At 40.7% G+C, this 20,295-nt stretch carries 17 protein-coding genes and 1 riboswitch; of the genes, 8 read left to right on the top strand and 9 right to left on the bottom strand.

Features of this window, described 5'->3' with window-relative positions; genetic code table 11:
* Positions 1-8 precede the first annotated feature (8 nt).
* The 5 genes from ABDZ97_RS05140 (at position 9) to ABDZ97_RS05120 (ending at position 4,396) form a co-directional block, all read left to right on the top strand.
* On the top strand, positions 9-1,082 hold the full coding sequence (locus tag ABDZ97_RS05140; protein WP_343785498.1) for a LamG-like jellyroll fold domain-containing protein: 1,074 nt from the start codon (positions 9-11) through the stop codon (positions 1,080-1,082).
* A 260-nt stretch (positions 1,083-1,342) separates the two neighbouring features.
* Positions 1,343-1,435: riboswitch (TPP riboswitch) on the top strand.
* 55 nt (positions 1,436-1,490) lie between these two features.
* Positions 1,491-2,294 (top strand): hydroxyethylthiazole kinase, encoded by an 804-nt coding sequence (gene thiM, locus ABDZ97_RS05135; protein WP_343785497.1) that lies wholly within the window; start codon positions 1,491-1,493, stop codon positions 2,292-2,294.
* Positions 2,291-2,929, top strand: a complete 639-nt coding sequence (thiE, locus tag ABDZ97_RS05130) for a thiamine phosphate synthase (RefSeq protein WP_343785496.1) — start codon at positions 2,291-2,293, stop codon at positions 2,927-2,929. The genes thiM and thiE overlap by 4 nt, the downstream gene beginning before the upstream one ends.
* Positions 2,926-3,759 carry a bifunctional hydroxymethylpyrimidine kinase/phosphomethylpyrimidine kinase gene (thiD, locus tag ABDZ97_RS05125; RefSeq protein ID WP_343785495.1) on the top strand — a complete coding sequence of 278 codons (834 nt, stop codon included), beginning with the start codon at positions 2,926-2,928 and terminating at the stop codon, positions 3,757-3,759. The genes thiE and thiD overlap by 4 nt, the downstream gene beginning before the upstream one ends.
* Entirely contained in the window at positions 3,746-4,396 is a 651-nt protein-coding gene (locus tag ABDZ97_RS05120; RefSeq protein ID WP_343785494.1) for a TenA family protein, read from the top strand. The genes thiD and ABDZ97_RS05120 overlap by 14 nt, the downstream gene beginning before the upstream one ends.
* A 442-nt stretch (positions 4,397-4,838) precedes the next feature.
* Here ABDZ97_RS05120 and ABDZ97_RS05115 read toward each other — a convergent pair whose 3' ends face one another.
* From ABDZ97_RS05115 to ABDZ97_RS05100, 4 genes are all read right to left on the bottom strand, one after another.
* Positions 4,839-6,590: a T9SS type A sorting domain-containing protein gene (locus ABDZ97_RS05115; RefSeq protein ID WP_343785493.1), complete on the bottom strand. Its 1,752-nt coding sequence runs from the start codon at positions 6,588-6,590 to the stop codon at positions 4,839-4,841.
* Positions 6,591-6,772: 182 nt separating this feature from the next.
* Positions 6,773-9,022 (bottom strand): DUF1573 domain-containing protein, encoded by a 2,250-nt coding sequence (locus ABDZ97_RS05110; protein WP_343785492.1) that lies wholly within the window; start codon positions 9,020-9,022, stop codon positions 6,773-6,775.
* Entirely contained in the window at positions 9,004-10,026 is a 1,023-nt protein-coding gene (locus tag ABDZ97_RS05105) for a PorP/SprF family type IX secretion system membrane protein (protein ID WP_343785491.1), read from the bottom strand. The genes ABDZ97_RS05110 and ABDZ97_RS05105 overlap by 19 nt, the downstream gene beginning before the upstream one ends.
* Complete coding sequence (locus ABDZ97_RS05100) at positions 10,026-13,628, bottom strand: DUF7948 domain-containing protein (RefSeq protein ID WP_343785490.1); 3,603 nt, start codon at positions 13,626-13,628, stop codon at positions 10,026-10,028. Before ABDZ97_RS05100 ends, ABDZ97_RS05105 begins: the two co-directional genes overlap by 1 nt.
* A 171-nt stretch (positions 13,629-13,799) precedes the next feature.
* Here ABDZ97_RS05100 and ABDZ97_RS05095 point away from each other — a divergent pair, with 171 nt between their 5' ends.
* Together ABDZ97_RS05095 and nadC are read left to right on the top strand one after the other, a co-directional pair.
* On the top strand, positions 13,800-14,186 hold the full coding sequence (locus tag ABDZ97_RS05095) for a DUF4783 domain-containing protein (RefSeq protein ID WP_343785489.1): 387 nt from the start codon (positions 13,800-13,802) through the stop codon (positions 14,184-14,186).
* A gap of 25 nt (positions 14,187-14,211) precedes the next feature.
* Entirely contained in the window at positions 14,212-15,048 is an 837-nt protein-coding gene (gene nadC, locus ABDZ97_RS05090; RefSeq protein WP_343785488.1) for a carboxylating nicotinate-nucleotide diphosphorylase, read from the top strand.
* Positions 15,049-15,091: 43 nt separating this feature from the next.
* On the opposite strand, the gene ABDZ97_RS05085 is transcribed toward nadC, so the two are convergent.
* A complete protein-coding gene (locus ABDZ97_RS05085) occupies positions 15,092-16,099 on the bottom strand; it encodes an SRPBCC family protein (RefSeq protein WP_343785487.1) in 1,008 nt (335 codons plus the stop codon).
* Positions 16,100-16,242: 143 nt separating this feature from the next.
* Between ABDZ97_RS05085 and ABDZ97_RS05080 the strand changes: the two genes are divergently transcribed.
* Entirely contained in the window at positions 16,243-17,745 is a 1,503-nt protein-coding gene (locus ABDZ97_RS05080; protein WP_343785486.1) for a T9SS type A sorting domain-containing protein, read from the top strand.
* 55 nt (positions 17,746-17,800) lie between these two features.
* On the opposite strand, the gene ABDZ97_RS05075 is transcribed toward ABDZ97_RS05080, so the two are convergent.
* From ABDZ97_RS05075 to ABDZ97_RS05060, 4 genes are all read right to left on the bottom strand, one after another.
* Complete coding sequence (locus ABDZ97_RS05075; RefSeq protein WP_343785485.1) at positions 17,801-18,448, bottom strand: hypothetical protein; 648 nt, start codon at positions 18,446-18,448, stop codon at positions 17,801-17,803.
* A gap of 101 nt (positions 18,449-18,549) precedes the next feature.
* A complete protein-coding gene (locus ABDZ97_RS05070) occupies positions 18,550-19,023 on the bottom strand; it encodes an SRPBCC family protein (protein ID WP_343785484.1) in 474 nt (157 codons plus the stop codon).
* A 51-nt stretch (positions 19,024-19,074) separates the two neighbouring features.
* Positions 19,075-19,878, bottom strand: coding sequence for a TPM domain-containing protein (locus ABDZ97_RS05065; protein ID WP_343785483.1), 804 nt, complete (start codon positions 19,876-19,878; stop codon positions 19,075-19,077).
* On the bottom strand, positions 19,854-20,291 hold the full coding sequence (locus ABDZ97_RS05060; RefSeq protein ID WP_343785482.1) for a TPM domain-containing protein: 438 nt from the start codon (positions 20,289-20,291) through the stop codon (positions 19,854-19,856). Before ABDZ97_RS05060 ends, ABDZ97_RS05065 begins: the two co-directional genes overlap by 25 nt.
* Positions 20,292-20,295: the final 4 nt, after the last annotated feature.

The following is a 20,295-nucleotide window of genomic DNA, read 5'->3' as shown; positions in this document are numbered from 1 at the left end:
AACTTGCTATGAAATTCTTTCTGATTTTATTATCAACGGTATTTTGCTTTCTATCAACAAGCTATTCTCAGAATACAGCACTGCACTTTGACGGAACTGATGATTATGTCGATCTGACCTCCATTGCCTCCTTTATGCAAGGGCGGGATGAATTTTCTTTCGAAATCTGGATAAAACCTGATGTTGCTCAGGCATCGGATTACGGAATGATTTTTTCCGGTAACAGCAATAATGTCGGAAACCAACTACATCGTTTCGTTTTACGGCTTTCCGGACCGGAAGATTTTACCAGTAATTCCGTTACTCTCAATATTCCTTCTGGAGGTTCCTACTATAAAATAGTTGGATCAACAGATGTATTTGATGGAAAATGTCACCACATAGCATGGACATATAACAACGGATTATCCAAACTCTATATAGATGGTAATCTTCAGGGAAGTACGGTAAAACTTTTAGCTTTTGAAGCTACCGATCGTTTTAGTCTCGGTCAGGAATATGACCCTCCCGGATATACTCCTACTGATTTTTTCAAAGGGAAGCTTGAAGAATGCAGAATTTGGGACAGAGAAGTCAGTCCTTCACACTTAACAGAATTTATGCATACAGAAATTCCCTCTTATCAAAACGGACTACTCGCGTACTATCGATTTAATCAAGGAATTGCAGGAGGAGACAATTCAAATGAAACAACCTTAATCAATGAAGTTACAGGAGGACAGTCAGGACTACTTAAGAACTTTTCTTTAACGGGTTCCTCTTCTAATTTTATTACAGCCAATTGTGTAACTCTACTAGCTCTAGATCAGATCAGTGATGTCAAACAACAAAAAATAGAATATAGTATTTACCCCAATCCTACAGCAGAAAAGTTCTTCTTCATTAATGTATCAACAGAAGATCTGGTGCAGGTAGAGCTAATAAACTACTTAGGTCAGGTTGTTCTTAAACAGGAAATCGTATTCAGTAATTCTAGTCACAGAATCACAACAGAAAATATAACTCCAGGCATTTACCTTATTAGAATAAATTTAAAAAACGCTGCAACTACGTTCACCAATAGGCTGGTTATTATTAACTAATACTAGAATAATCACAAAATATTTTTGCTTTTCACAATTATAATATTCATATTTGGAGGACTGAATTTGAAGCAATTCACAATAAGGATTATTCCGTTGTGAAAACATTTGGGTTGCTCCTTGTCCATAATCAGGGAGCATTTTTTATTCCCGAATGTTGTCTATTCCACATCAAAAAGTAACGATCCGACATATAAAAGCATCTGATTCATACGCTACAGGGTATTTTTGTGGTTTCCATTCTGAATTAGCTATATTTGTATGCGCTTTGGGGGTATTCTGAAAAGAATTGAGAGAGTCCCTTTGAACCTGATGCGGCTCACACCGACGTAGGGAAAAGCAAACGACATCTTTACGGATGTGTTTTCTTTTGTTTTCAGATTTCCTAAAGCATTTTATGTAAAAACAATGACAATGGAAAAAATTCTCTGGAAACACATTCAAACGTTAAAAGCAACCGCTCCTCTTGTACACAATATCACGAATTATGTAGTCATGAATACTACGGCAAATGCACTTCTTGCCGCGGGAGCTTCTCCGGTTATGGCGCATGCCAAGTCGGAGGTACAGGATATGGCAGCACTTGCACATTCGTTAGTTATCAATATCGGAACACTAGACGAATACTGGTCAGAAGCTATGCTTATGGCCGCAGAAGCGGCACATACGCAAGGGAAACCCTGGATACTGGACCCTGTTGGTGCGGGAGCCACACCTTTTAGAGACACTGTGTTACAACAACTCCTGCAATTCCGCCCAACGGTTATCCGTGGAAACGCTTCTGAAATTATTGCGTTGGCAAAGGCAAATTCTACCCGAACCAAAGGAGTCGACAGCACAGCTGAAAGCAATGAAGCAGTAGCTGCTGCAATGACGATTGTCAAACACTCCCCATCCATCGTTTGTATTTCCGGTGCTACGGATATCATTACGGACGGTTCACAAACGATTTTGATCCGTAACGGTCACCCACTGATGACCAAAGTGACCGGGCTGGGGTGCACTGCATCTGCGTTAATCGGAGCATTCATCGGAATAACAGCAGATAAAACAGAAGCAACAGCAGCTGCGATGGCGCTTATCGGAATAGCCGGAGAACTGGCAGAACAACAGTCCAAAGGACCGGGAAGTTTGCAGCAACACCTCATCGATAAGTTGTATAATCTTACCGAAGAAGAGTTTTATTCCCGGATCAAAATTGAAAAGCAGTGATTCCGCTCAGGCAGTTTCCCTATCAGTTGTATCTCGTTATCTCGGAAGCAGATTGTAATGGGCGAAATTTTCTGCACGTAGCTGAACAGGCTATTCTGGGAGGTGTGGACCTGATCCAGTTACGAGAAAAAAACTGTTCTCAGGAAGTCTTCCTTAAAAAAGCACTCCAACTCCGGGAGCTGACAGAAAAATACGCTGTCCCCCTGCTTATCAATGACAATGCCTCCGTTGCTATGCAGGCAGACGCTGCCGGAATACACGTAGGAAATACTGATACGCCTCCTACAGTAATCCGGGAACAATGGCAGGATCGTACAAAACTTGTCGGTTACTCCATTGAATACCTGGATCAATTGCAGAACGAACAGGTTACCGCCTCGGATTATCTGGGCATTAGTCCCGTATTTAGTACGCCTACTAAAACGGATACTGTTACGGAATGGGGACTCAAAGGCATTGCATCCATACGACAATTGACTGAAAAACCATTAGTCGCTATCGGCAATATACATGCGGGTAATGCCCGGGAGGTTATACAGGCAGGCGCTGACTGTATTGCCGTCGTATCAGCTATCTGCAGTGCTCACGATCCTCAAAAAGCGGCGTACACGTTAAAAAATGAACTTGTAAAATGAAAACATACAGATATCCTTCCGTCCTGACCATTGCCGGATTTGACGGTAGCGGAGGAGCCGGCATACAAGCCGATATGAAAACAATTTCGGCGTTAGGTTGCTATGCAACTTCTGTACTAACTGCGCTCCCGGTTCAAAACACCACAGGAGTACGAAAAATTTATCCCATCCCTGTTGAGGCTGTTTCCGATCAGATCGAAGCAATCCTTGACGATGTGTTTCCCGATGCAATTAAAATAGGCATGGTACATACTCCCGAACTCGTCGAAACGATAGTAAAGACACTGGGGAAGTATAAAAAAGTACCGATTGTCTTTGATCCTGTTATGGTCGCCACCAGCGGTCATCGTTTGATTGAAGAAGAAACCATCTCCACTATTGTTCAGCAGTTGTTTCCAGTCGCTTCTGTTATTACTCCTAATATGGATGAAGCGGCTATTCTAGCCGGAATGGAAGTAAAAACACTGGACGAAATGCGAACCGCAGGAGAACGAATCAAAACCCTGGGTTGTAACAGCATCCTGTTGAAAGGTGGTCATCAAGAAACCCAGACGATCACTTCTCTTTTTCTGGATCAGGATCATAACTTCCATGCGTTTCATGCGGAAAAGTTTGCTACGCAAAACACACACGGATCAGGCTGCACGCTTTCTTCTGCTATTGCTTCTTATATCGCACAGGAAAAAGATCTTTACTCCTCTGTAGAGCTGGCACAGAACTATGTCTATGAAGCCATCAAACACGGAAGGGATGTACAAACCGGTAAGGGCAATGGTCCCCTGAATCACTTTTTTAACCCTCAAAAACTAATTAAACATGAATTGGTCTGAAAACGCATGGAAAACAATCGAAGAGAAATACGCATCTATTCTGAAGATGCCATTTATCACCGAATTGACAAACGGGAGTCTTCCTAAAGAGAAATTTCGTTTTTATATGGCGCAGGACTCTCTTTATCTGGAACACTTTGGAAGAACACTGGCACTCATTGGAGCAAAAGCTTTTGCTATTGAGGAAGCCCTGACTTATATCCGCTTCGGAGAGTCAGCAATTGTTGTGGAAAACGCACTTCATGAATCCTATTTTGAGGATTTTGCTGTAACAGACCGGGGCACCTTACAGCCTGTGTGTCATCATTATGTTCATTTTTTGAAAAGTACCGCAGCCTTTGAACCCGTGGAGGTAGCCATGGCCGCAACTCTTCCCTGTTTCTGGATTTACAAGAAGGTAGGCGATCACATTCTCAGCCAGGAACAAAAAACAGGAAACCCCTACCAACGCTGGATTGATACCTATGGCGGCGAAGAGTTTGCTGCGTCCGTTCAAAATGCGATTCGAATTTGTGATATCGCAGCTGAAAATACGACTCCTGAAATCCGGAAAAGAATGACGGAGGCTTTTGTCACTGCTTCACGTATGGAATACTATTTCTGGGAAGCAGCTTATGAGCTTACGCAATGGAAGTGATACTTTCTAAACACCTGTTTGAATACACTGAAAGACTCATACTACTACAAAAAACAATTAGTAATGACTAGTCCTAAATAACCGATACAGGTTTTAGACTAAAATAAACAATAATTATATCCCAGCAAGCAAACACATATTTGCTGGGATATTTGTTTTTATTCTGATTTCCTGATGCTGATGCATCTGTTTTGGAGTTTTCATAAAACAAGAGTAATAAGGTCTACAAGTGTTATATATTCTAATACCACACTCTACTTCCTGGACAACTCCCAATTTAAAGGATAGAGAATAATCCTTCTGCGTTCGTTTTACATAATCTGATCCTTGGTCTTCTTTCATAACGATTCTTTTGTGTATCGATATTTCAGGACTAGACATAATAATACAAAAAAAGGAGGAAGCTTACTTTACTCCCTCCTTTTACATTGTGGATATAATATTATTCTTTTACAAGCTTAAAGCTTTCTGTTATTCCGTCATCATAAGTTACTACAGCCATAAAAAGACCAGAACTAATATGACTTAGATCAAGAAGAACATCATCGTTTTCAGCTCCCGATTTCGGTTCAAATTCTGCAACAAGCCTTCCTTGATTATCAAAAATAAAAACTGAAGACATTCCTTTGCTACTTTTTATAGAAAGCGATCCTACCACAGGGTTTGGGAAAAGGATTGTCTCACCTTCAATAACAACATCTTCTATTGAAGTTCCTAATGTACTTTTTGATAATACCGGGTTACAAACTTCCCACCATCCACTAGTTCCTTGAAACTGGTTATTCAACCAAACATGGTTTCGAACTGACAAATTACCATAATCATAAAAACACGAAATATCTGAATTGCTACCATTAGAGTTGAAGTCACCTGAAACTATTCTGTCTGTAATTTTAGTAGCATCATATTGACTTGAATACCAAATTCCATTTGGCCCAGAATAATTTAAGTTACTCCCATTTGCCGACCATCTATGAGCTCTTGTTGTAGCACTTCCATAATCATAAAGAGCTACAACATCAGATTCAAATCCATCTAAATTAAAATCTCCACTCACTAAACGGTTTGTTATTTTCAATGCACTGTAATTATTAGATGTCCAAACACCTCCTGTTCCCCCCTGCATCGATAATGATGATCCATTCGACAACCACATATGAGCCGTTGTAACAAAATTACCATAATCATAAAAAGCTATAATATCTGATTTATAACCATCTTTATTGAAGTCTCCTGAAACTACTCTACCAGAAATTTTGGTCGCATCATACTGATTAGAAGACCACCATCCTGTCGATGTCCCCTGTGAAACAAAAGCACTTCCTGTAGACAGCCAGACATGCGCTCTGGTCGTGAAGTTACCATAATCATAGAATCCCATCAGATCATCAACATATCCATCATGGTCAAAATCTCCAGCAACAAAAGCTACTAATTTAGTAGCATCATAGCTTCCTCCGTACCACCATCCTGCGCTTCCATGAAACGTAAATGAGTTACCATTTGATGTCCAAACGTGAATTCTTGTCATAAAGTTACCATAGTCATAAATAGCCGCAATATCATCTTCATATCCATCTCGATCAAAATCTCCGGAAACGACATGAAGTAACTGCCCTGCCTCATAATCATCTGATTTCCACCAACCGTCATTTCCTTCATAACTCAAGTAACCATCGGTCTCCCCATTCCAAACATGCAAAGCAGTAGAAAACTTACTATACCTGTAGAATGCCGCCAAATTATCTTTCTTTCCATTTCGATTGAAGTCTCCTGATACAACTCGACCACTGATGTTATCCGCACCATAAGGACTAATAATCCCCGTCAGGTTAACAGTAAGTGAGTTTGACCATGAAACATAGTAATCATTAATGGTAAGTTTCACCTTATATTCTCCCGGTTGATTTAAATGGCTATGAGGAATTGTGTACGCATTAGCAGTACCAGAAGAAGTTTTGTGTATTTGAACATTATTTCTGTACCATGTCCATTCATATGTAGTATTCGCTGGTTGTACTGGATCTGTTAAAGCTGTAGAAACAGTTAAGTGAATACTGCTTATAAAACAATTCGAAGCATTTATTAAAGAACTTGAATGTTGTCCGTTATACGATCCATTTAAAAAAACATGCTGAGAAAACAAAAAGCCTGTTAGAAAAAAGGTTAAGAATAGTGTTAAAGTTTTTTTCATGTGTATATTTTTTTTGCAAAAATAGAATATTATAAATTAGTTCGAAGCCCTAAATACATCTAAAAAAACAAAGAAAACATACAGGACTCAGAACAAGATAATTATAAACTACTCTACCGAAAAAAATCATGTCGAACACAAAAAAATTGCAACTTTATTAGGCTTCTCTTATTTCGTCCAGTTCATTCTTTCACTTCTACGGAAATCATTAGCTCAAGGTTTTGCGCATATCCGGTCGTAATTTCGATGGATTTTACGGTATGCCCCATGAAGTCGGATGTATCGAGCGTGGCTTTAAACCGGACGGTTTCACCGGGTGAGAATTCACGATCAAATTCAGGGACAGCGATACAGTTACATGGAATTGTTACAGCCGTAATTTTAACCGGAACAGACGTTTGGTTACGGATACTGAATTCCACTTCAATTTTTTCTCCCGGTTTTCTTACCCCTGCATCTATTATACGTTTTTCAGCCGTCAATGCCTGTATCAGACTGTCCTCTTCGACGATAAATGTTACGCTTTGTATTTCAATCTTTCGCTCCATCGCAGCCGCTCTTGAATACACGGAGTTTTTCTTATCGTTTGGATTATCACTGATCAACTGATCCGCTACATATTCTCCAAAAGGAATTTCTGTAAACACCAATCGTCCTCCGTTTTCCGCTGTATTTTTCATAAACGGAGCAAAAACACCTCCCTCATACGCCCGGAGATAATTTACCAGTGAAGCTATCCGACGCTTGGTTAAGTTCACATTGTAATCTGTTTTTGCCAGAGGCGAAGCAAATCCTTTCACCTGAACATTAATCTTTGCTCCTTTCTGTAATTCCTTGAGTAATAAATCACGGAACAGCTGTAAATCTCTTACGCCCTGATCAACATATTCAATAAAGAAATCTTCGATATCCTCTTCTGCATCACGCGCTCTTTCCGACCCAAGTCCTTTGGCGTACTCTTTCTGATACGTAGGAAGCATTTGCGTATAGTCATTGTACGAATCAATATAATTCACGGTAGTCGTCGTATCCCAGGACCTTGGATTTGGAATATCATTGTGAAAATATAACGTAACAGGAAGTCGTGCATTTAATTCCTCCAGCGTTTCTTCGGGAATCTCTATTTCCGGTTCGGGTGTAGGGTATAATTTAAAAATATCGGAACAACAAGTAGGATTCTTCGAAAATAAAGATCCTATCCGGTTACTGGAGACATAGGCTGTGTCTCCATACGTGAAATAATACAAGTCGTTCGCCGGGCTGTTTACCGGCACACCAAGATTCTTCGGTTTGCTAAACTCATTATTCTCAAATCGTGCCTCGAACACGTCAAAACCTCCATATCCTTCATGAAAATCGCTCGAAAAATACAATACTTTATTTTCTCTGTCGAAATAGGGGGTTACTTCATTCCCCATTGTATTAATCGATTTAAAATTCTTTACCTTTCCATACTGATTCCCGTTTTTAATCACACTGAAGTAAATATCCATTCCTCCTTTTGAATCCTCTCGATTTGAAGCGAAGAACAGCCACTCATCCCCCATCACTTCCCCAATCGCCGGTTGAGTAGTAGTCGTTCCCGGCTCATTAATAATTTCACCTAATGAATCAATATCAGCCCATCGACCGTCTTCATACCGGGCAACCATTATTTTGCAGCGATAGGTAGCTTCACCTTCGGAACACAAGCTAAAATAAAACCGTTTTCCATCCAGACTGAAAGAACCGTTCCCTGAATTCATCTTTTTGTAAAATAACTCTTTTACGACATCCGCACGTGTGTATTTATCGTCCTGCTTGTCCGAATAATACAAATGCGTGTGATAATCGTTTTCGTAGACTTCTTCGTTCGTGTGCACAGAATCGGCTCTCAGGGATGAAAACAACAGCTTATTTTCAAAAACAAGGTGACCAAATTCAGCATTTTTGGTATTGACCGTTTCCGGAAGGTTAGTAAAAACAACATCTGCCGAATCATCAATGGTCGACTTTGCCCAAACACAAGCTGAAATCTCTTCGCGGGATTTTTTATAGGCGAATCCCCGTTTATCTCTCGCATACCTCTTCTTAGCTCTTTTAAATACTTCGAGAGCAGCTTCATAATTCCCGCTTTGTTTCAGCATCATCCCGTAATAAATGAGACTATTCGGGTACAACCGGGCCTCTTCCTTTTCATAGACTTTTCCATAATAACGAGCAGCATTAGGATAATCCTGATAAGCCCGCAACGTCTCCGCATATTTCCACAAAATCGAAACCGAAGAGGAATCATACAACAAAGCTTTTTCGTAGTACTCTTTGGCATAATAATAGTCTCCTTTTTCGTACTGTTCTTCTGCAAATTTCAAAATCTGCTTCAGCTCCGTCTGACCGGACAGGGAAAAAGTCAACAGAAAAAAAGGTATGAAAATTAAATGTAAACGGGACATATTCGATGATTGACCTTTTTAGGTTTAAACGTTTTTAAAATGTATTGCAGTGTTATTTCAATTCCCCCGCGCACACGTGATGCCGGAACTAATTTGGAAAAATTAATATCATAACTCAAGCCTGCAAACCAGTTCTGATAATCCATTCCTACCATCAGGTAAGCTGCATCTCGCGTTCTGGAAAAGGCACCGAAGTACATTGCCATATACTCCCCTCTTTTCTCTTTCAGGATGTAGCGCAATTGACTTCCAAAAATAAGTTCATGATATTTCCCCTGAAAATTCATAGAAAAGGAAGGAATAATATCCCAGTCCAGCCCGATTTTAAACTGTCCCCGTCCATGGAAAGTAAAACGCATATCCCGTTGGATTTTTTGCCCGAAAAACCCCTGATTCTGACGGGTCATATTGTACCATGCGAATCCGACATTAAAGTTCTTACGCGAGGAGGTGAACCATTCATATACCGTTCCGAACCCCAAAGCAAAGTTGGTATAACTTTCACGTTGGAAGATCTCCTGTCCTGATAAACTCGGGTCATAATAATAACCATTGTATTGTGTATCCCATGAAAAATTTCCCGGTTGGACTTCTCTTGAGTTTACTCCAAACTGAATCCCCGGACGCAAGCTATGTACATTATTTTCTCCCTTTTTCTTATCCAGCCGGATGTGATAGGCCAAAGAAGGTAAAAAATCGATGGTACGAAATTTTCCATCTCCTACTACATCATGTACAAAATAGAAACCAACCGCCAGCTTTCCATTGATAAATCCTGCATTATCTCCTGATAAAGACAGAGTCTGGAAGGGTACGGTTACTGATCGCCACTGATCTCTGTATGCCATGTTAACCCGGTAGTCTCCTCTGAAAAACCCGGTATTTCCGGGATTCTGATACAACGGATTGTGCATGTACTGTGAAAAGTGAATATCCTGGGAAAGACTATAACTCCCCAGTAAAATACCAGCCATTGCTACCAGATATTTCAGGAGGGTATTCATTAACGAATCAGTGTTACATTACCTTTTATAATGGATTGTTGTCCATCAATACATTTTACATCCAGATAATAATCATAGACATCCGGATCACAAGCTCTGCCCTTGAAGGTTCCATCCCAACCGGAGGACTGATCGGTAGATTCAAATACCATTTCTCCCCAACGGTTATAGATCCGGAAGATCATTTCAAATACATACGGACCTCTGACATAAAGTATGTCATTTGTCTTATCGTTATCCGGTGTAAATGCATTTGGAACAAATACGTAGGGTTCGTCACAGATAAACTCAAGAGCTTTCACCGGGACCAATACCGTTTTAGTGCAGTAGCCATCTGAGACAACGAAGTAGAAATCCGTATCTTCATATACCGTAGCCGTTGTAATCAAACTCCCCGGAGAACTTACCTGACCCGGTGGTATCCAGGAAGTAGTCACTCCGGAAGGAGCCTCCCCGGTAAGCGTTGTTTGCCCACCAACCGGTAATGTATCAGGTTCTGCAAAAGCAGAAAGTTGCGTTTCGTCCAGATCTGTAACCGTAATATACAATGTGTCATACAGACTGCATCCCGTACTGGTAGTTGCTTCTACTGTAATTTCCTGAGATTCTTCCAGTAGAACTGTTATAGTAGAACCACCATCCCCGCTAACGATCACCGAGTCCGGAGCCCAATCAAATGTAAAAGATACGGATGGAAGTGAGTTAATGGCGGTAATACTAAAACTATCTCCCGCACACACCGTGTCCGGGTAGTCATACGTAAGTACCTCCGACAGGAATATCACCTGCATGCTATCCGTACGTGTACACCAGGCATTCGTTACCTGAACATAGTATGTCGCATCTTCATCCGGAAATACAGTTGCAAGTGAATCCGTTGGGTAGCTATTGAGCGTGTCTGAGAAATCGGGTTGTGAACTCCACAAAAATGTATCTCCTGTTCCATAACTGTTTGCCCAAAGCTGAACCTGAGCTGCACCACAGACAATCGTATCAGGAGTAATATCCAACAATAAGGAATCATGAACTGTCACATAGACTTTTGCACTGTCTGTTAATAAACAGATTGTATCCTGAACGTATAATGTAACTTCATACGTACCCGGTGTATTGAAAGTGTAGATCGGATTGTAGTCTGTCGTAGAGGTTACTCCGTCTCCGAAGTCCCACTCATAATTGGTTGAATCGGAACTGAAGTTCTGGAACTGAACTGTAAAAGGAGCACACCCTTCCGTATGGTCTACGGTAAATTCTGCTTTGGGAACAATTTCCAGATCAAATTTGAAGACCAGATTATTACAATTATCACTTTCATTTGTCAAAGACCATACATCAGGAGGAAATGTCTGGAAATCACTATGACCACCACAACCACCACATGCCGAATGGTATACAATCCCCATTTCATCAAACCTGGAGGTTCCACCGTCTACATGCTCCTGAGCCTGCCCTCCTCCCAGGTACGATCCATACAACAAACCTCCCATTTCACGCGACAAGACGATCAGGTAGAAATTATATCCGTCACCGTGATTTTGCTGATAAGCATCGGATGTTACAGGCATTCCGCTCAGAGGAGATCCTTGTTGAAGACTTCCTGCAATACCTGCCCCCCAACCTGATACATATAAATTTCCGCAGACATCAACCAGAAAAGCGGTCGGAGAGATATTCACCAAACTGTTCCCGTTTCCAAAAACGGTCTGACGAATTACATTATCCAAATCAGTAGTTAATTGCATAATAAACTGTCCGCTGTTCGGATTTCCATACACACCCGCTGAAGGCGTTATACTCCCTGTTGTTTGCCCCAGAACGAATACATCATCGTAGCGGTCTATCTGAAGGAAAAAAGCCTGATCGTATGCAGGAGTTCCTAATAGAGTAGAACTCAAAACAGAGGTTCCGGAAGCATCAAATTTGGTTATAAATCCATCCGGTTGAGTAACACCATTGTGATTGGGTTGTATTACACCCGGTGTGGTAGTAAAATCACCTGACCGTGTCCCGCCGGCCACATAAATTGAATTATTACTGTCAAATTTAATTGCATAGCAGGCATCTCTGCCATTTCCTCCCCAGTACGTACTCTGTAAAAGAGTAGCAAGGTCAGGTGAAAATTTCATAATGACACCGTCCATAGCTCCTCCATAAGTCGGTTGGGCTGCATTTACCAGAGGAAAATCAGTTGAATAGGTACAACTTACCACATAGCAGTTCCCTGCGTCGTCCAGCATGATTTCCCCCCTGTAAGGATCTCCGTAGTTATACAGTAAACCACCAAAGAAATTTCCATTTACTGCACCGGATTCGTTATAATTCAAACCGTCGTTAGCTGATCCTCCTATATAAGTAGCTCCCATAAGTGTACTTCCGTCAGATGATAACTTTCCCACAACAAGGTCAGTTCCTCCTGAGTTGGTTGTTCCATCACTTCCCCAAAAGTGGGTTCCGTTTGAGGTAAACTCTCTGTAAAGACCTCCGTTGAAAACAGCCTGAACAGGGTTAACCAAGGGAAAATCATCGGAAGAGGTTGTTCCGAAGAAATACAACTCATTATTGTCATTACAAATAATACTGTGCGGCACCTCTGTTCCTCCAAAGTCATCTCCACCACCTATGTAGGTCGAATAAACCATTGTCGTTCCGTCGGCACTGTACTTCGAAATAAAAATATCTGTAATCCCATACCTCAAAGACTGATTTGCCGCTGCATTGACCTGAGTAAATGTTCCGTTCTCATCATAAGCACCGGCTGTTGTAGGATAACTATTCCCGAAAGCAATTCCTCCTGAGTACAGACTTCCATTAGAATCATACGTAGCTGTCATTCCGAAATTATCCGATTCTGAACCACTATAACTGGCAAAAATCATAGCCGGATCAATAATCAATTCTAAGGCTTCATCATATTCTTCCAGTTCATAGGTCACGATATTCCCTTCAAGCCTGTAAGCAGCAGGGATTTCTACAATCTTACCATTTCTTACCTGATATACGTACGGTTTCTTTTCCTCAATAAGGCCCAGTTTCCCTTTCACTCTAAGTCCTCCGTCCTTTGTCAATAATACTTTTTCCGCATTCGGATATTCAATCCGTATCTGATCTGGACTGGCATGAGGAGCAACAATAAAATCATATTTTAAAACGTCTCCTTCATTATTCAGCCGGAGATCTATTCCCTCATATAGTTCGTTTAAAACGATGTCTGCATAGCCTCTTACCTCTGAAGCCCATCGGTCGGGATCATTTCCAATAAAAAAGTTATAATATTCCCGGGAAGGTTTTGTCTTTTTTATAGCTGTCACTTCATTCGCCCCCTGAAAACGAGCTATAATTAATTCTTGCTTCAGATCAGGAGCAGTTTCTACTTCATTAAAATGTGCGTGACGCATTTCTTTCATATCAACGAACTGATAGAGAATCCTTCCCTGCTCCACGTACATTTTTCCGTATTTGGATTCCGCACGAAACAATACAAAATCAGGCCATTGTCCCTTATTCTCCAAAAACTTAAAGTTTCCTTCATGATCTGGAATTTCCTGGGCACATAACGAAAACGAAAGTATCGTCAGCAGTAGTATAGAAGCTAATTTCATCATCCGGAAACTAATTTACAATTATTTTTTGGTTCGTAAAACAATTCCTGTTACAGTGTTGACCTGCTCCGGGCTGCAGGATTGACAAATATTTGTACATTTGCTCCTACGGTTTTAGATGGCGTATTTATCGGCATAGTATTTGTTGACAACCTTATCAAAGAAAAGAAAGTAATGAAATTTTTAACGGTCATAGTTACATTTTTAGTTCTGAGCGGCTCTTTGTTCAGTCAGGACAGATTATATACTGACCTTGAACGGGCTTTTCAAAACGGAGACGAAAAATCAATCGTTGCGCATGCTTCTGATCGTTTATTACTTGATATAGACAAAAAAGAAAGTATGTACAGTCGCTCTCAGGCTGAAATGATACTACGCGATTTTTTCTCCAAAAACCGCCCGAATTCCTTTAAGCTCATTTTTAAAGGGAATGCAAAAAGCAGCTCTGCTTACGCTGTAGGGATTCTTGAAGCCGGCAGTAAAAAATTCAGGGTAACCATTACGCTGAAAGAAAACGGCAATTCATTTAAAATTGAACAGTTATCCGTAGAGGAAGACTAATCGGTCTTCTTTTCAAATCAAAAGTATGATAGACGAGATTATTGACAACGCATTGCGTGAAGATATCGGAGAAGGAGATCATTCTTCTTTGGCCTGTGTACCCGTTGAAGGAAAAGGAACAGCACGACTACTTGTAAAAGACGAAGGAATTATAGCCGGTGTAGAATTAGCTGATCGCATCTTTAAACGGTTTGATCCGTCTCTGGAAGTTACCGTATTCATTCAGGATGGAGAATGGGTTAAACCAGGAGATATTGTTTTTGAGTTGAAGGGCTCTTCACGATCTATTCTTTCAACCGAGAGACTGGTACTGAACTTCATGCAACGAATGAGTGGAATTGCCACACAAACACGGGAACTGGTTGATCTTATTCAGGGAACAACCTGTCAACTACTCGACACCCGAAAAACAACTCCGGGGATTCGCTACATGGAAAAATGGGCTGTTCGTATCGGAGGAGGGCATAATCATCGTTTTGCATTGTATGATATGATTATGATTAAAGATAATCATATTGATTATGCAGGAGGCATTCCTCAAGCAATTGAGCGTGTTCATGACTATCTCGATGCAAATGGGAAGAATCTTAAAATCGAAATAGAAGTTCGTGATGAAAACGAACTGGATCAGGTTTTGCAGGTAGGAAAGGTAGATCGTATTATGCTCGATAATTTTACACCGGAGCAAATTAAAAAGGTACTGACCCGGATTCCGAAAGCCTATGAAACAGAAGCTTCGGGAGGAATCACAAAAGAAACAATTCGATCGTATGCCGAAACAGGAGTGAATTTTATTTCAGTAGGAGCTCTGACTCATTCCTTTCGCTCACTTGACATGAGTTTAAAAGCCGTTTTTGAATAAAAGAATCCGCCTCTGTAAGAAGAAGCGGATTCCGTTTATCATGTTATTCCACAAGGTAGAAAATATTGGTCTGCCATTTCGAAGTATCAGGCTCCGTCATCGGATCTGTAACATATTCCTCAATCACAGGCATTTTCACCTGTAATTTATGTTCTTCAATATATTTGTCCATAGCCATGTGTGCTTTAACCGAACCTTCGTAATCACCAAAATAAACGATTCGTAATGCTTTTCCTCCCAGCTTCCACGTTTCAAAGTTTCCTATACTCCTCTCCTGAGTAATCGGAACTGCCGCCGCCATATCCGTACGATCGTTTTCCTCATCCCATGAAAAGAATAACCCGGAAGGTGCCCCCTTAAACTCATACCCCCGTTCTAAAATCCCGGCATAAATATCCCCCAGATTATTCGAGTAGAACGCTCCCATTTCGGAGAACATCAATGTATCTCTTTTTCCGATAAAATAACGGGGTTCAAAATCAATTTCTTCTATTTCAAAATCACCTTTTATAGCTTTTAGCCCGGCCAGTTCTTTTTTCAATTTACCCAGTCCGTTTTCGAAATCAGCTCCTACTTGTTTTTCCATTCCCATTACGAACATCATCAGATTAAATGGATATGGAGAACTCCCCTGCATTCCCCACTCTACTTTTGTACCTTCTCCTTCATCTGAAATCACATAATAGGTAATGTCTTCATTTTCGAACGGTTCTATAAAGTTGAGGCGGATAACAATTGAATCTTCCGTTAAACGGATGATCTCCATTTTCCCTTTTCCTACGTCATCATTCCCTTCCCAGGCATATAGACTTCCAACTGCTCCCTTTTCTCCTGTAATTTCAACCTTCATGTCAGGGTCCATTTCCGCCCAGGGACTCCATTTTGAGAAGTTTGAAAAGTCTGCCATATACTCATAAACTACCTTTTTAGGTGTTTCCATTTGAACACTTCGAACGATCGAATACTCCTTTTTCACAAAAAGGGCAGTAATCAATAAAGCGGCAATCAAAAACACGATCACCAGCAATAAACGCAAGAAAAACTTTTTCATATCCGTTGTTTTTAAGCAATATACGATTTAAAGAAAAACCAGTCAACTACTTTGACTGGTAGAAACATCAGTAATTCTGATCCTATTTACTTCTTTTCCGATACTGAAAAGGTTAAATTTACTGCTCAATTAAACTTTTACACATGAAGCATTTTTACTTTACAATTGCCCTGTTTTCTTCTATTAGCGTAAGTCAGGCACAAGGTGTAGCAACAGCAACTCTCGAACAAAATAATGTCAGAGCCCATATCGCAGACAATGGCTTTTTATTTAATGATGTCCTTAACGATCAATCCGGTTATATTGTTCCCAGGCAGGAAGGTACCGGTGCAATGTTTGGTCTTAATATTAACTATACAGCAAAAGATCCTAATGAAACAGTTCACTTTAGCAAAAGCTTATACGGGATAAGTGTATGGTCAGGAGGTCCTGTAAGAGATAATTACAATGTATCAGTAACACCTAGTATTTCATGTGTATCACGAACGGAAATCTCGAACCACATTCATTCTTACACGTCTCCTTCCTATACAATCCCCGGAAGTCTTTTGGAATGGCCTGCACATGGAGATCAGGAAAATGGAGAAACGTGGTTACTTGCACCTTTCGAAGATATTGACGGAGATGGTATCTATGCACCTCAGAACGGAGATTTTCCTTGTATTAAGGGAGACCGGGCTTGTTATATCATTATGAATGATCAAAAACCGGACTTACAAACCGAAGGGCTACCCAGTGTAGGACTGGAAACGCACATCATGGTGTATCAACTCAATTCAGCGAGTGAAGCAGTTAATAATGCTACTTTTATGGAAGTGAAGACGTTCAACCGATCCGAAACTGATTACACCGATTTTGTTCTTGGTATTTTGATGGATGGAGACATAGGTGGTTTTGACGATGATTTCATCGGGACGGATGCAGAAAGTTCCACTCTCTATTTTTACAATGGACGAACGATTGACCAGGGATTTATGGGGGTGACCGGATACGGAGCAAATCCTCCTGCTTTGGGACTTACTGCCCTGAATGAAGACCTTAGCTATACTAATTATCCGTTTCAAAGTAACTGGACAGTTATGGAACTGTATAATCTCTTCAATGGAAGAAACCCGGATGGAACACCTCTTGAACACGACTATGTATTTGACGGATATTACGAAACCGGACGTACGGAGATAACGACAGGAGGAGTTCCCGGAGACCGAAGAGGATTTGCAAGCTACACTCCTGTAGATCTTCCATCCGGAGAGAGTCACTCGTCCAGTTTTGTTATCTCTTACGGCAAAAGCAGTATGTATGAACATCTTTTTTCTCCGGTAGAAAGCCTCATTACAAATATCTACGAATTAAAAGACGCGTATTCACAGATTTCCTCTTCGTGTGATGAAGTTCTGTCAAACGGAAAACCCATTTCTAAAAAGGAAATTGCGCTTTTTCCGAATCCAGCTTCAGACAAACTTACCATACACACACCATCTAATGGAGAGTTTATCCTACTCAATGCGTTGGGACAAAAAGTGTACGAAGGAAAGCTTACCAGTCCGGCAACTTATCTTTCTGTAAGCCACCTTTCCGAAGGAATGTATTTCGCAAAGATCAGTACGGATACAGAAGACAGAACTATTAAATGGATTAAAGAATAAATCTTTGTAAATGTAGAATAGAAAAGGTAGGGATAGTCCCTACCTTTTTTTATTTTCACTCATTGAAAAGACTCGCCTCCAGAGCAGCAATGTACATACCTACAATAGACTCGGGTGTAAGCACTTCTGCATTGATCACCTTCACTTTACCTTTTATTCGGGAAGATGACTGTAACACTCCAAAATCACGTAACACAGCTTTATTTTTGAAATACGTTTCCCCGGATGCATCACACACGGTAAGTCGCAGTTCAATCATCGGTTTACGTTTTTTAGTTTTGGATAAATTCGTTGACACACTTCCCTGTGCTCTGATGTCAGCATAAATATGCACATAATACTTTTTCTCCTCTGTCTTTATCGCTGTCCCCTTATTCACAAAAGGCATTCCCGGAAATAACTCAGTACCTGCCGTTACTTTTTCTTTTCCTTTTTTATTGCTGACATACAACATTCCGGACTGAACTCCCAGTTTTTCTGAAACCAGTTCTGCTGTCACTTGCTTTACAGTCTCCAGCAATTCGTCGGGAATACTAATTCCGATACTATAGCCCGTCAAAACGGGACGATCACTTGTCGTTTCAACTTTGTGTTCTTCAATAAGTGTTTCATCTGCTCTGACGTACAAATAGAAAACTCCCGCTTCCTGAGCCATTGTAATCCCCGCCAACCATACCATTAAAATTGTAACTACTGTTTTCATGTGTTTTGATTTTTAATTTGGCTTAAATAGTCTCAAACCCCATACCAAAACAAAGTAAACACTTGATTTTAAACACAAAAACAGGGAAAACCCTTACTTTTTCAGGAAAAAAGTGATGCCAATATCTTATAACGAAAAGTAAAAATAGCTATCAAACGTTTTTCGATCAGGAAGTGAAACCATCTACCCAACCTTCCAAAAGGTAATTTGTAGGAAACTCTGTCGAACATCATTACTCCATCATCTGTTTCCGTAAACCAATGTTCGTGATGCCACATAGCATAAGGTCCGAATCGCTGCTCATCCACGAACATCTGATTTTCAACCACCTGTGTTATTTCTGTCACCCAGTTGGATTTTACACCGGGGAGTACTCCTATTTTATACGTAATAATCTGTCCGGGAAAAGCTCTCTCTTCATACGGAGAGGTAATTTCAAACCCCATATATTCAGGTGTAATCCGGGTCAGGTTTGTCGGAGAAGAAAAAAATTCCCAGGCCTCTTTAAGGGAAATTTTCAAAAACTGTTCAGACTCTAAGGTATAAATTCCGGAATGACGCGTTATTTTCACCATTTTCGTTGCTTTTATTCTAGCAACAACGAAAATAGCAATATGTTCACGCTCCTACCAGCTTCCTCCGGCTCCACCACCGCTAAAGCCTCCGCCTCCAAAGCCACCACCAAAGCCGCCTCCGCCAAAGCTTCCGCCCGAAGAACCGCCACCAAACATACCTCTTCCCATACTACCAAAAATAATGGCATCGGTTGCGTCAAATCCACGACCTCCGCGTCCCCCGGGACCTTTTCCGCCACCTCTTCTCGAAAACAGGAAAAACAAGATCACAAAAGCAAAAATGATAATGAGCACAGCTCCGCCATTATCTTTCTTTTTCTTTCCGTCTGCTTTATAGGTTCCGGCAATCCGGGCAATCATTTCATCAATTCCTGCCCTGACGCCTTTATAATAATCCTTCTTTTTAAAATGTGGAATAATAGTATTACGCACCATTTCCCCAACAACTCCGGCAGGAAGCTTATCCTCTAATCCGTATCCGGGAGAAATCCACATATCCCGTCCCCCGATATCGATTAGCATCACAATTCCATTATCTGTATCCGCCTGACCAATACCCCACTCCTGTCCCCATCGGGGAGCTAACATACCAATATTCTCTCCTTTCGCCGATTTAATCGTAATTACGACAATTTGGGTAGAAGTAGTATCAGCATACTGAATAAGATAGTCTTCCAAATCATTTTTCTCTTTCTCTGAAAAAACGTTTGCATAATCATATACTGCTGTTTGCTTTTCACCTTTAGGTTTTTCAGGAATAGTATATTGTCCAGTTACTATACCTGTCACCAAAAAAGAGAACAGAAAAACGATAAGGAACTGCTTACACATTAACTTCTTGAGACTGTATCGCATAATTCGTTTTCATTTTTTCCATTATCCGGGAAGAACTCTTTCAAACGCTCTCCGGCTTTCAGGATACCGGCAATTAACCCCTCCTTGAAGCGTCCTGATTTGAAATGAGTAAGCATGGTGTCTCTTGTACAATCCCAAAAATCATCTTCAACCAAATCATTTATTCCTTTATCTCCAATAATATAGAATACATGATCTTCAATAGCCACATAAATCAACACGCCATTTCTGAGGTCCGTTTGGTGCATCCCCAATTCGTCAAACACTTCTTTTGCTCTTGCAAAGTGGTCTTTTTCCGAACGCTTTTCAAGATGCACCCTGATTTCTCCGGAAGTATTACTCTCTGCTTCCTGAATCGCAGTGATCACCTCTTCCTCGTCCTTATATGTCAGAAATTCCAGTGTCTCCGGCATGCCT

Origin of the sequence: Wandonia haliotis (genome assembly GCF_039523435.1) — a bacterium.
Lineage (GTDB): Bacteria > Bacteroidota > Bacteroidia > Flavobacteriales_D > Crocinitomicaceae > Wandonia > Wandonia haliotis.
This window is presented reverse-complemented; position numbering and strand designations above follow the sequence as displayed.

Bases quoted from the DNA above. Each gene is read 5' to 3' on its own strand.
- thiM (WP_343785497.1), top strand. From the start codon at position 1,491: ATGACAATGGAAAAAATTCTCTGGAAACACATTCAAACGTTAAAAGCA.
- ABDZ97_RS05070 (WP_343785484.1), bottom strand. From the start codon at position 19,023: ATGGTGAAAATAACGCGTCATTCCGGAATTTATACCTTAGAGTCTGAA.
- ABDZ97_RS05060 (WP_343785482.1), bottom strand. From the start codon at position 20,291: ATGCCGGAGACACTGGAATTTCTGACATATAAGGACGAGGAAGAGGTG.
- ABDZ97_RS05095 (WP_343785489.1), top strand. From the start codon at position 13,800: ATGAAATTTTTAACGGTCATAGTTACATTTTTAGTTCTGAGCGGCTCT.
- ABDZ97_RS05140 (WP_343785498.1), top strand. From the start codon at position 9: ATGAAATTCTTTCTGATTTTATTATCAACGGTATTTTGCTTTCTATCA.
- ABDZ97_RS05065 (WP_343785483.1), bottom strand. From the start codon at position 19,878: ATGCGATACAGTCTCAAGAAGTTAATGTGTAAGCAGTTCCTTATCGTT.
- ABDZ97_RS05105 (WP_343785491.1), bottom strand. From the start codon at position 10,026: ATGAATACCCTCCTGAAATATCTGGTAGCAATGGCTGGTATTTTACTG.
- ABDZ97_RS05120 (WP_343785494.1), top strand. From the start codon at position 3,746: ATGAATTGGTCTGAAAACGCATGGAAAACAATCGAAGAGAAATACGCA.
- ABDZ97_RS05115 (WP_343785493.1), bottom strand. From the start codon at position 6,590: ATGAAAAAAACTTTAACACTATTCTTAACCTTTTTTCTAACAGGCTTT.
- ABDZ97_RS05075 (WP_343785485.1), bottom strand. From the start codon at position 18,448: ATGAAAACAGTAGTTACAATTTTAATGGTATGGTTGGCGGGGATTACA.
- ABDZ97_RS05100 (WP_343785490.1), bottom strand. From the start codon at position 13,628: ATGATGAAATTAGCTTCTATACTACTGCTGACGATACTTTCGTTTTCG.
- ABDZ97_RS05080 (WP_343785486.1), top strand. From the start codon at position 16,243: ATGAAGCATTTTTACTTTACAATTGCCCTGTTTTCTTCTATTAGCGTA.
- thiD (WP_343785495.1), top strand. From the start codon at position 2,926: ATGAAAACATACAGATATCCTTCCGTCCTGACCATTGCCGGATTTGAC.
- nadC (WP_343785488.1), top strand. From the start codon at position 14,212: ATGATAGACGAGATTATTGACAACGCATTGCGTGAAGATATCGGAGAA.
- ABDZ97_RS05110 (WP_343785492.1), bottom strand. From the start codon at position 9,022: ATGTCCCGTTTACATTTAATTTTCATACCTTTTTTTCTGTTGACTTTT.
- ABDZ97_RS05085 (WP_343785487.1), bottom strand. From the start codon at position 16,099: ATGAAAAAGTTTTTCTTGCGTTTATTGCTGGTGATCGTGTTTTTGATT.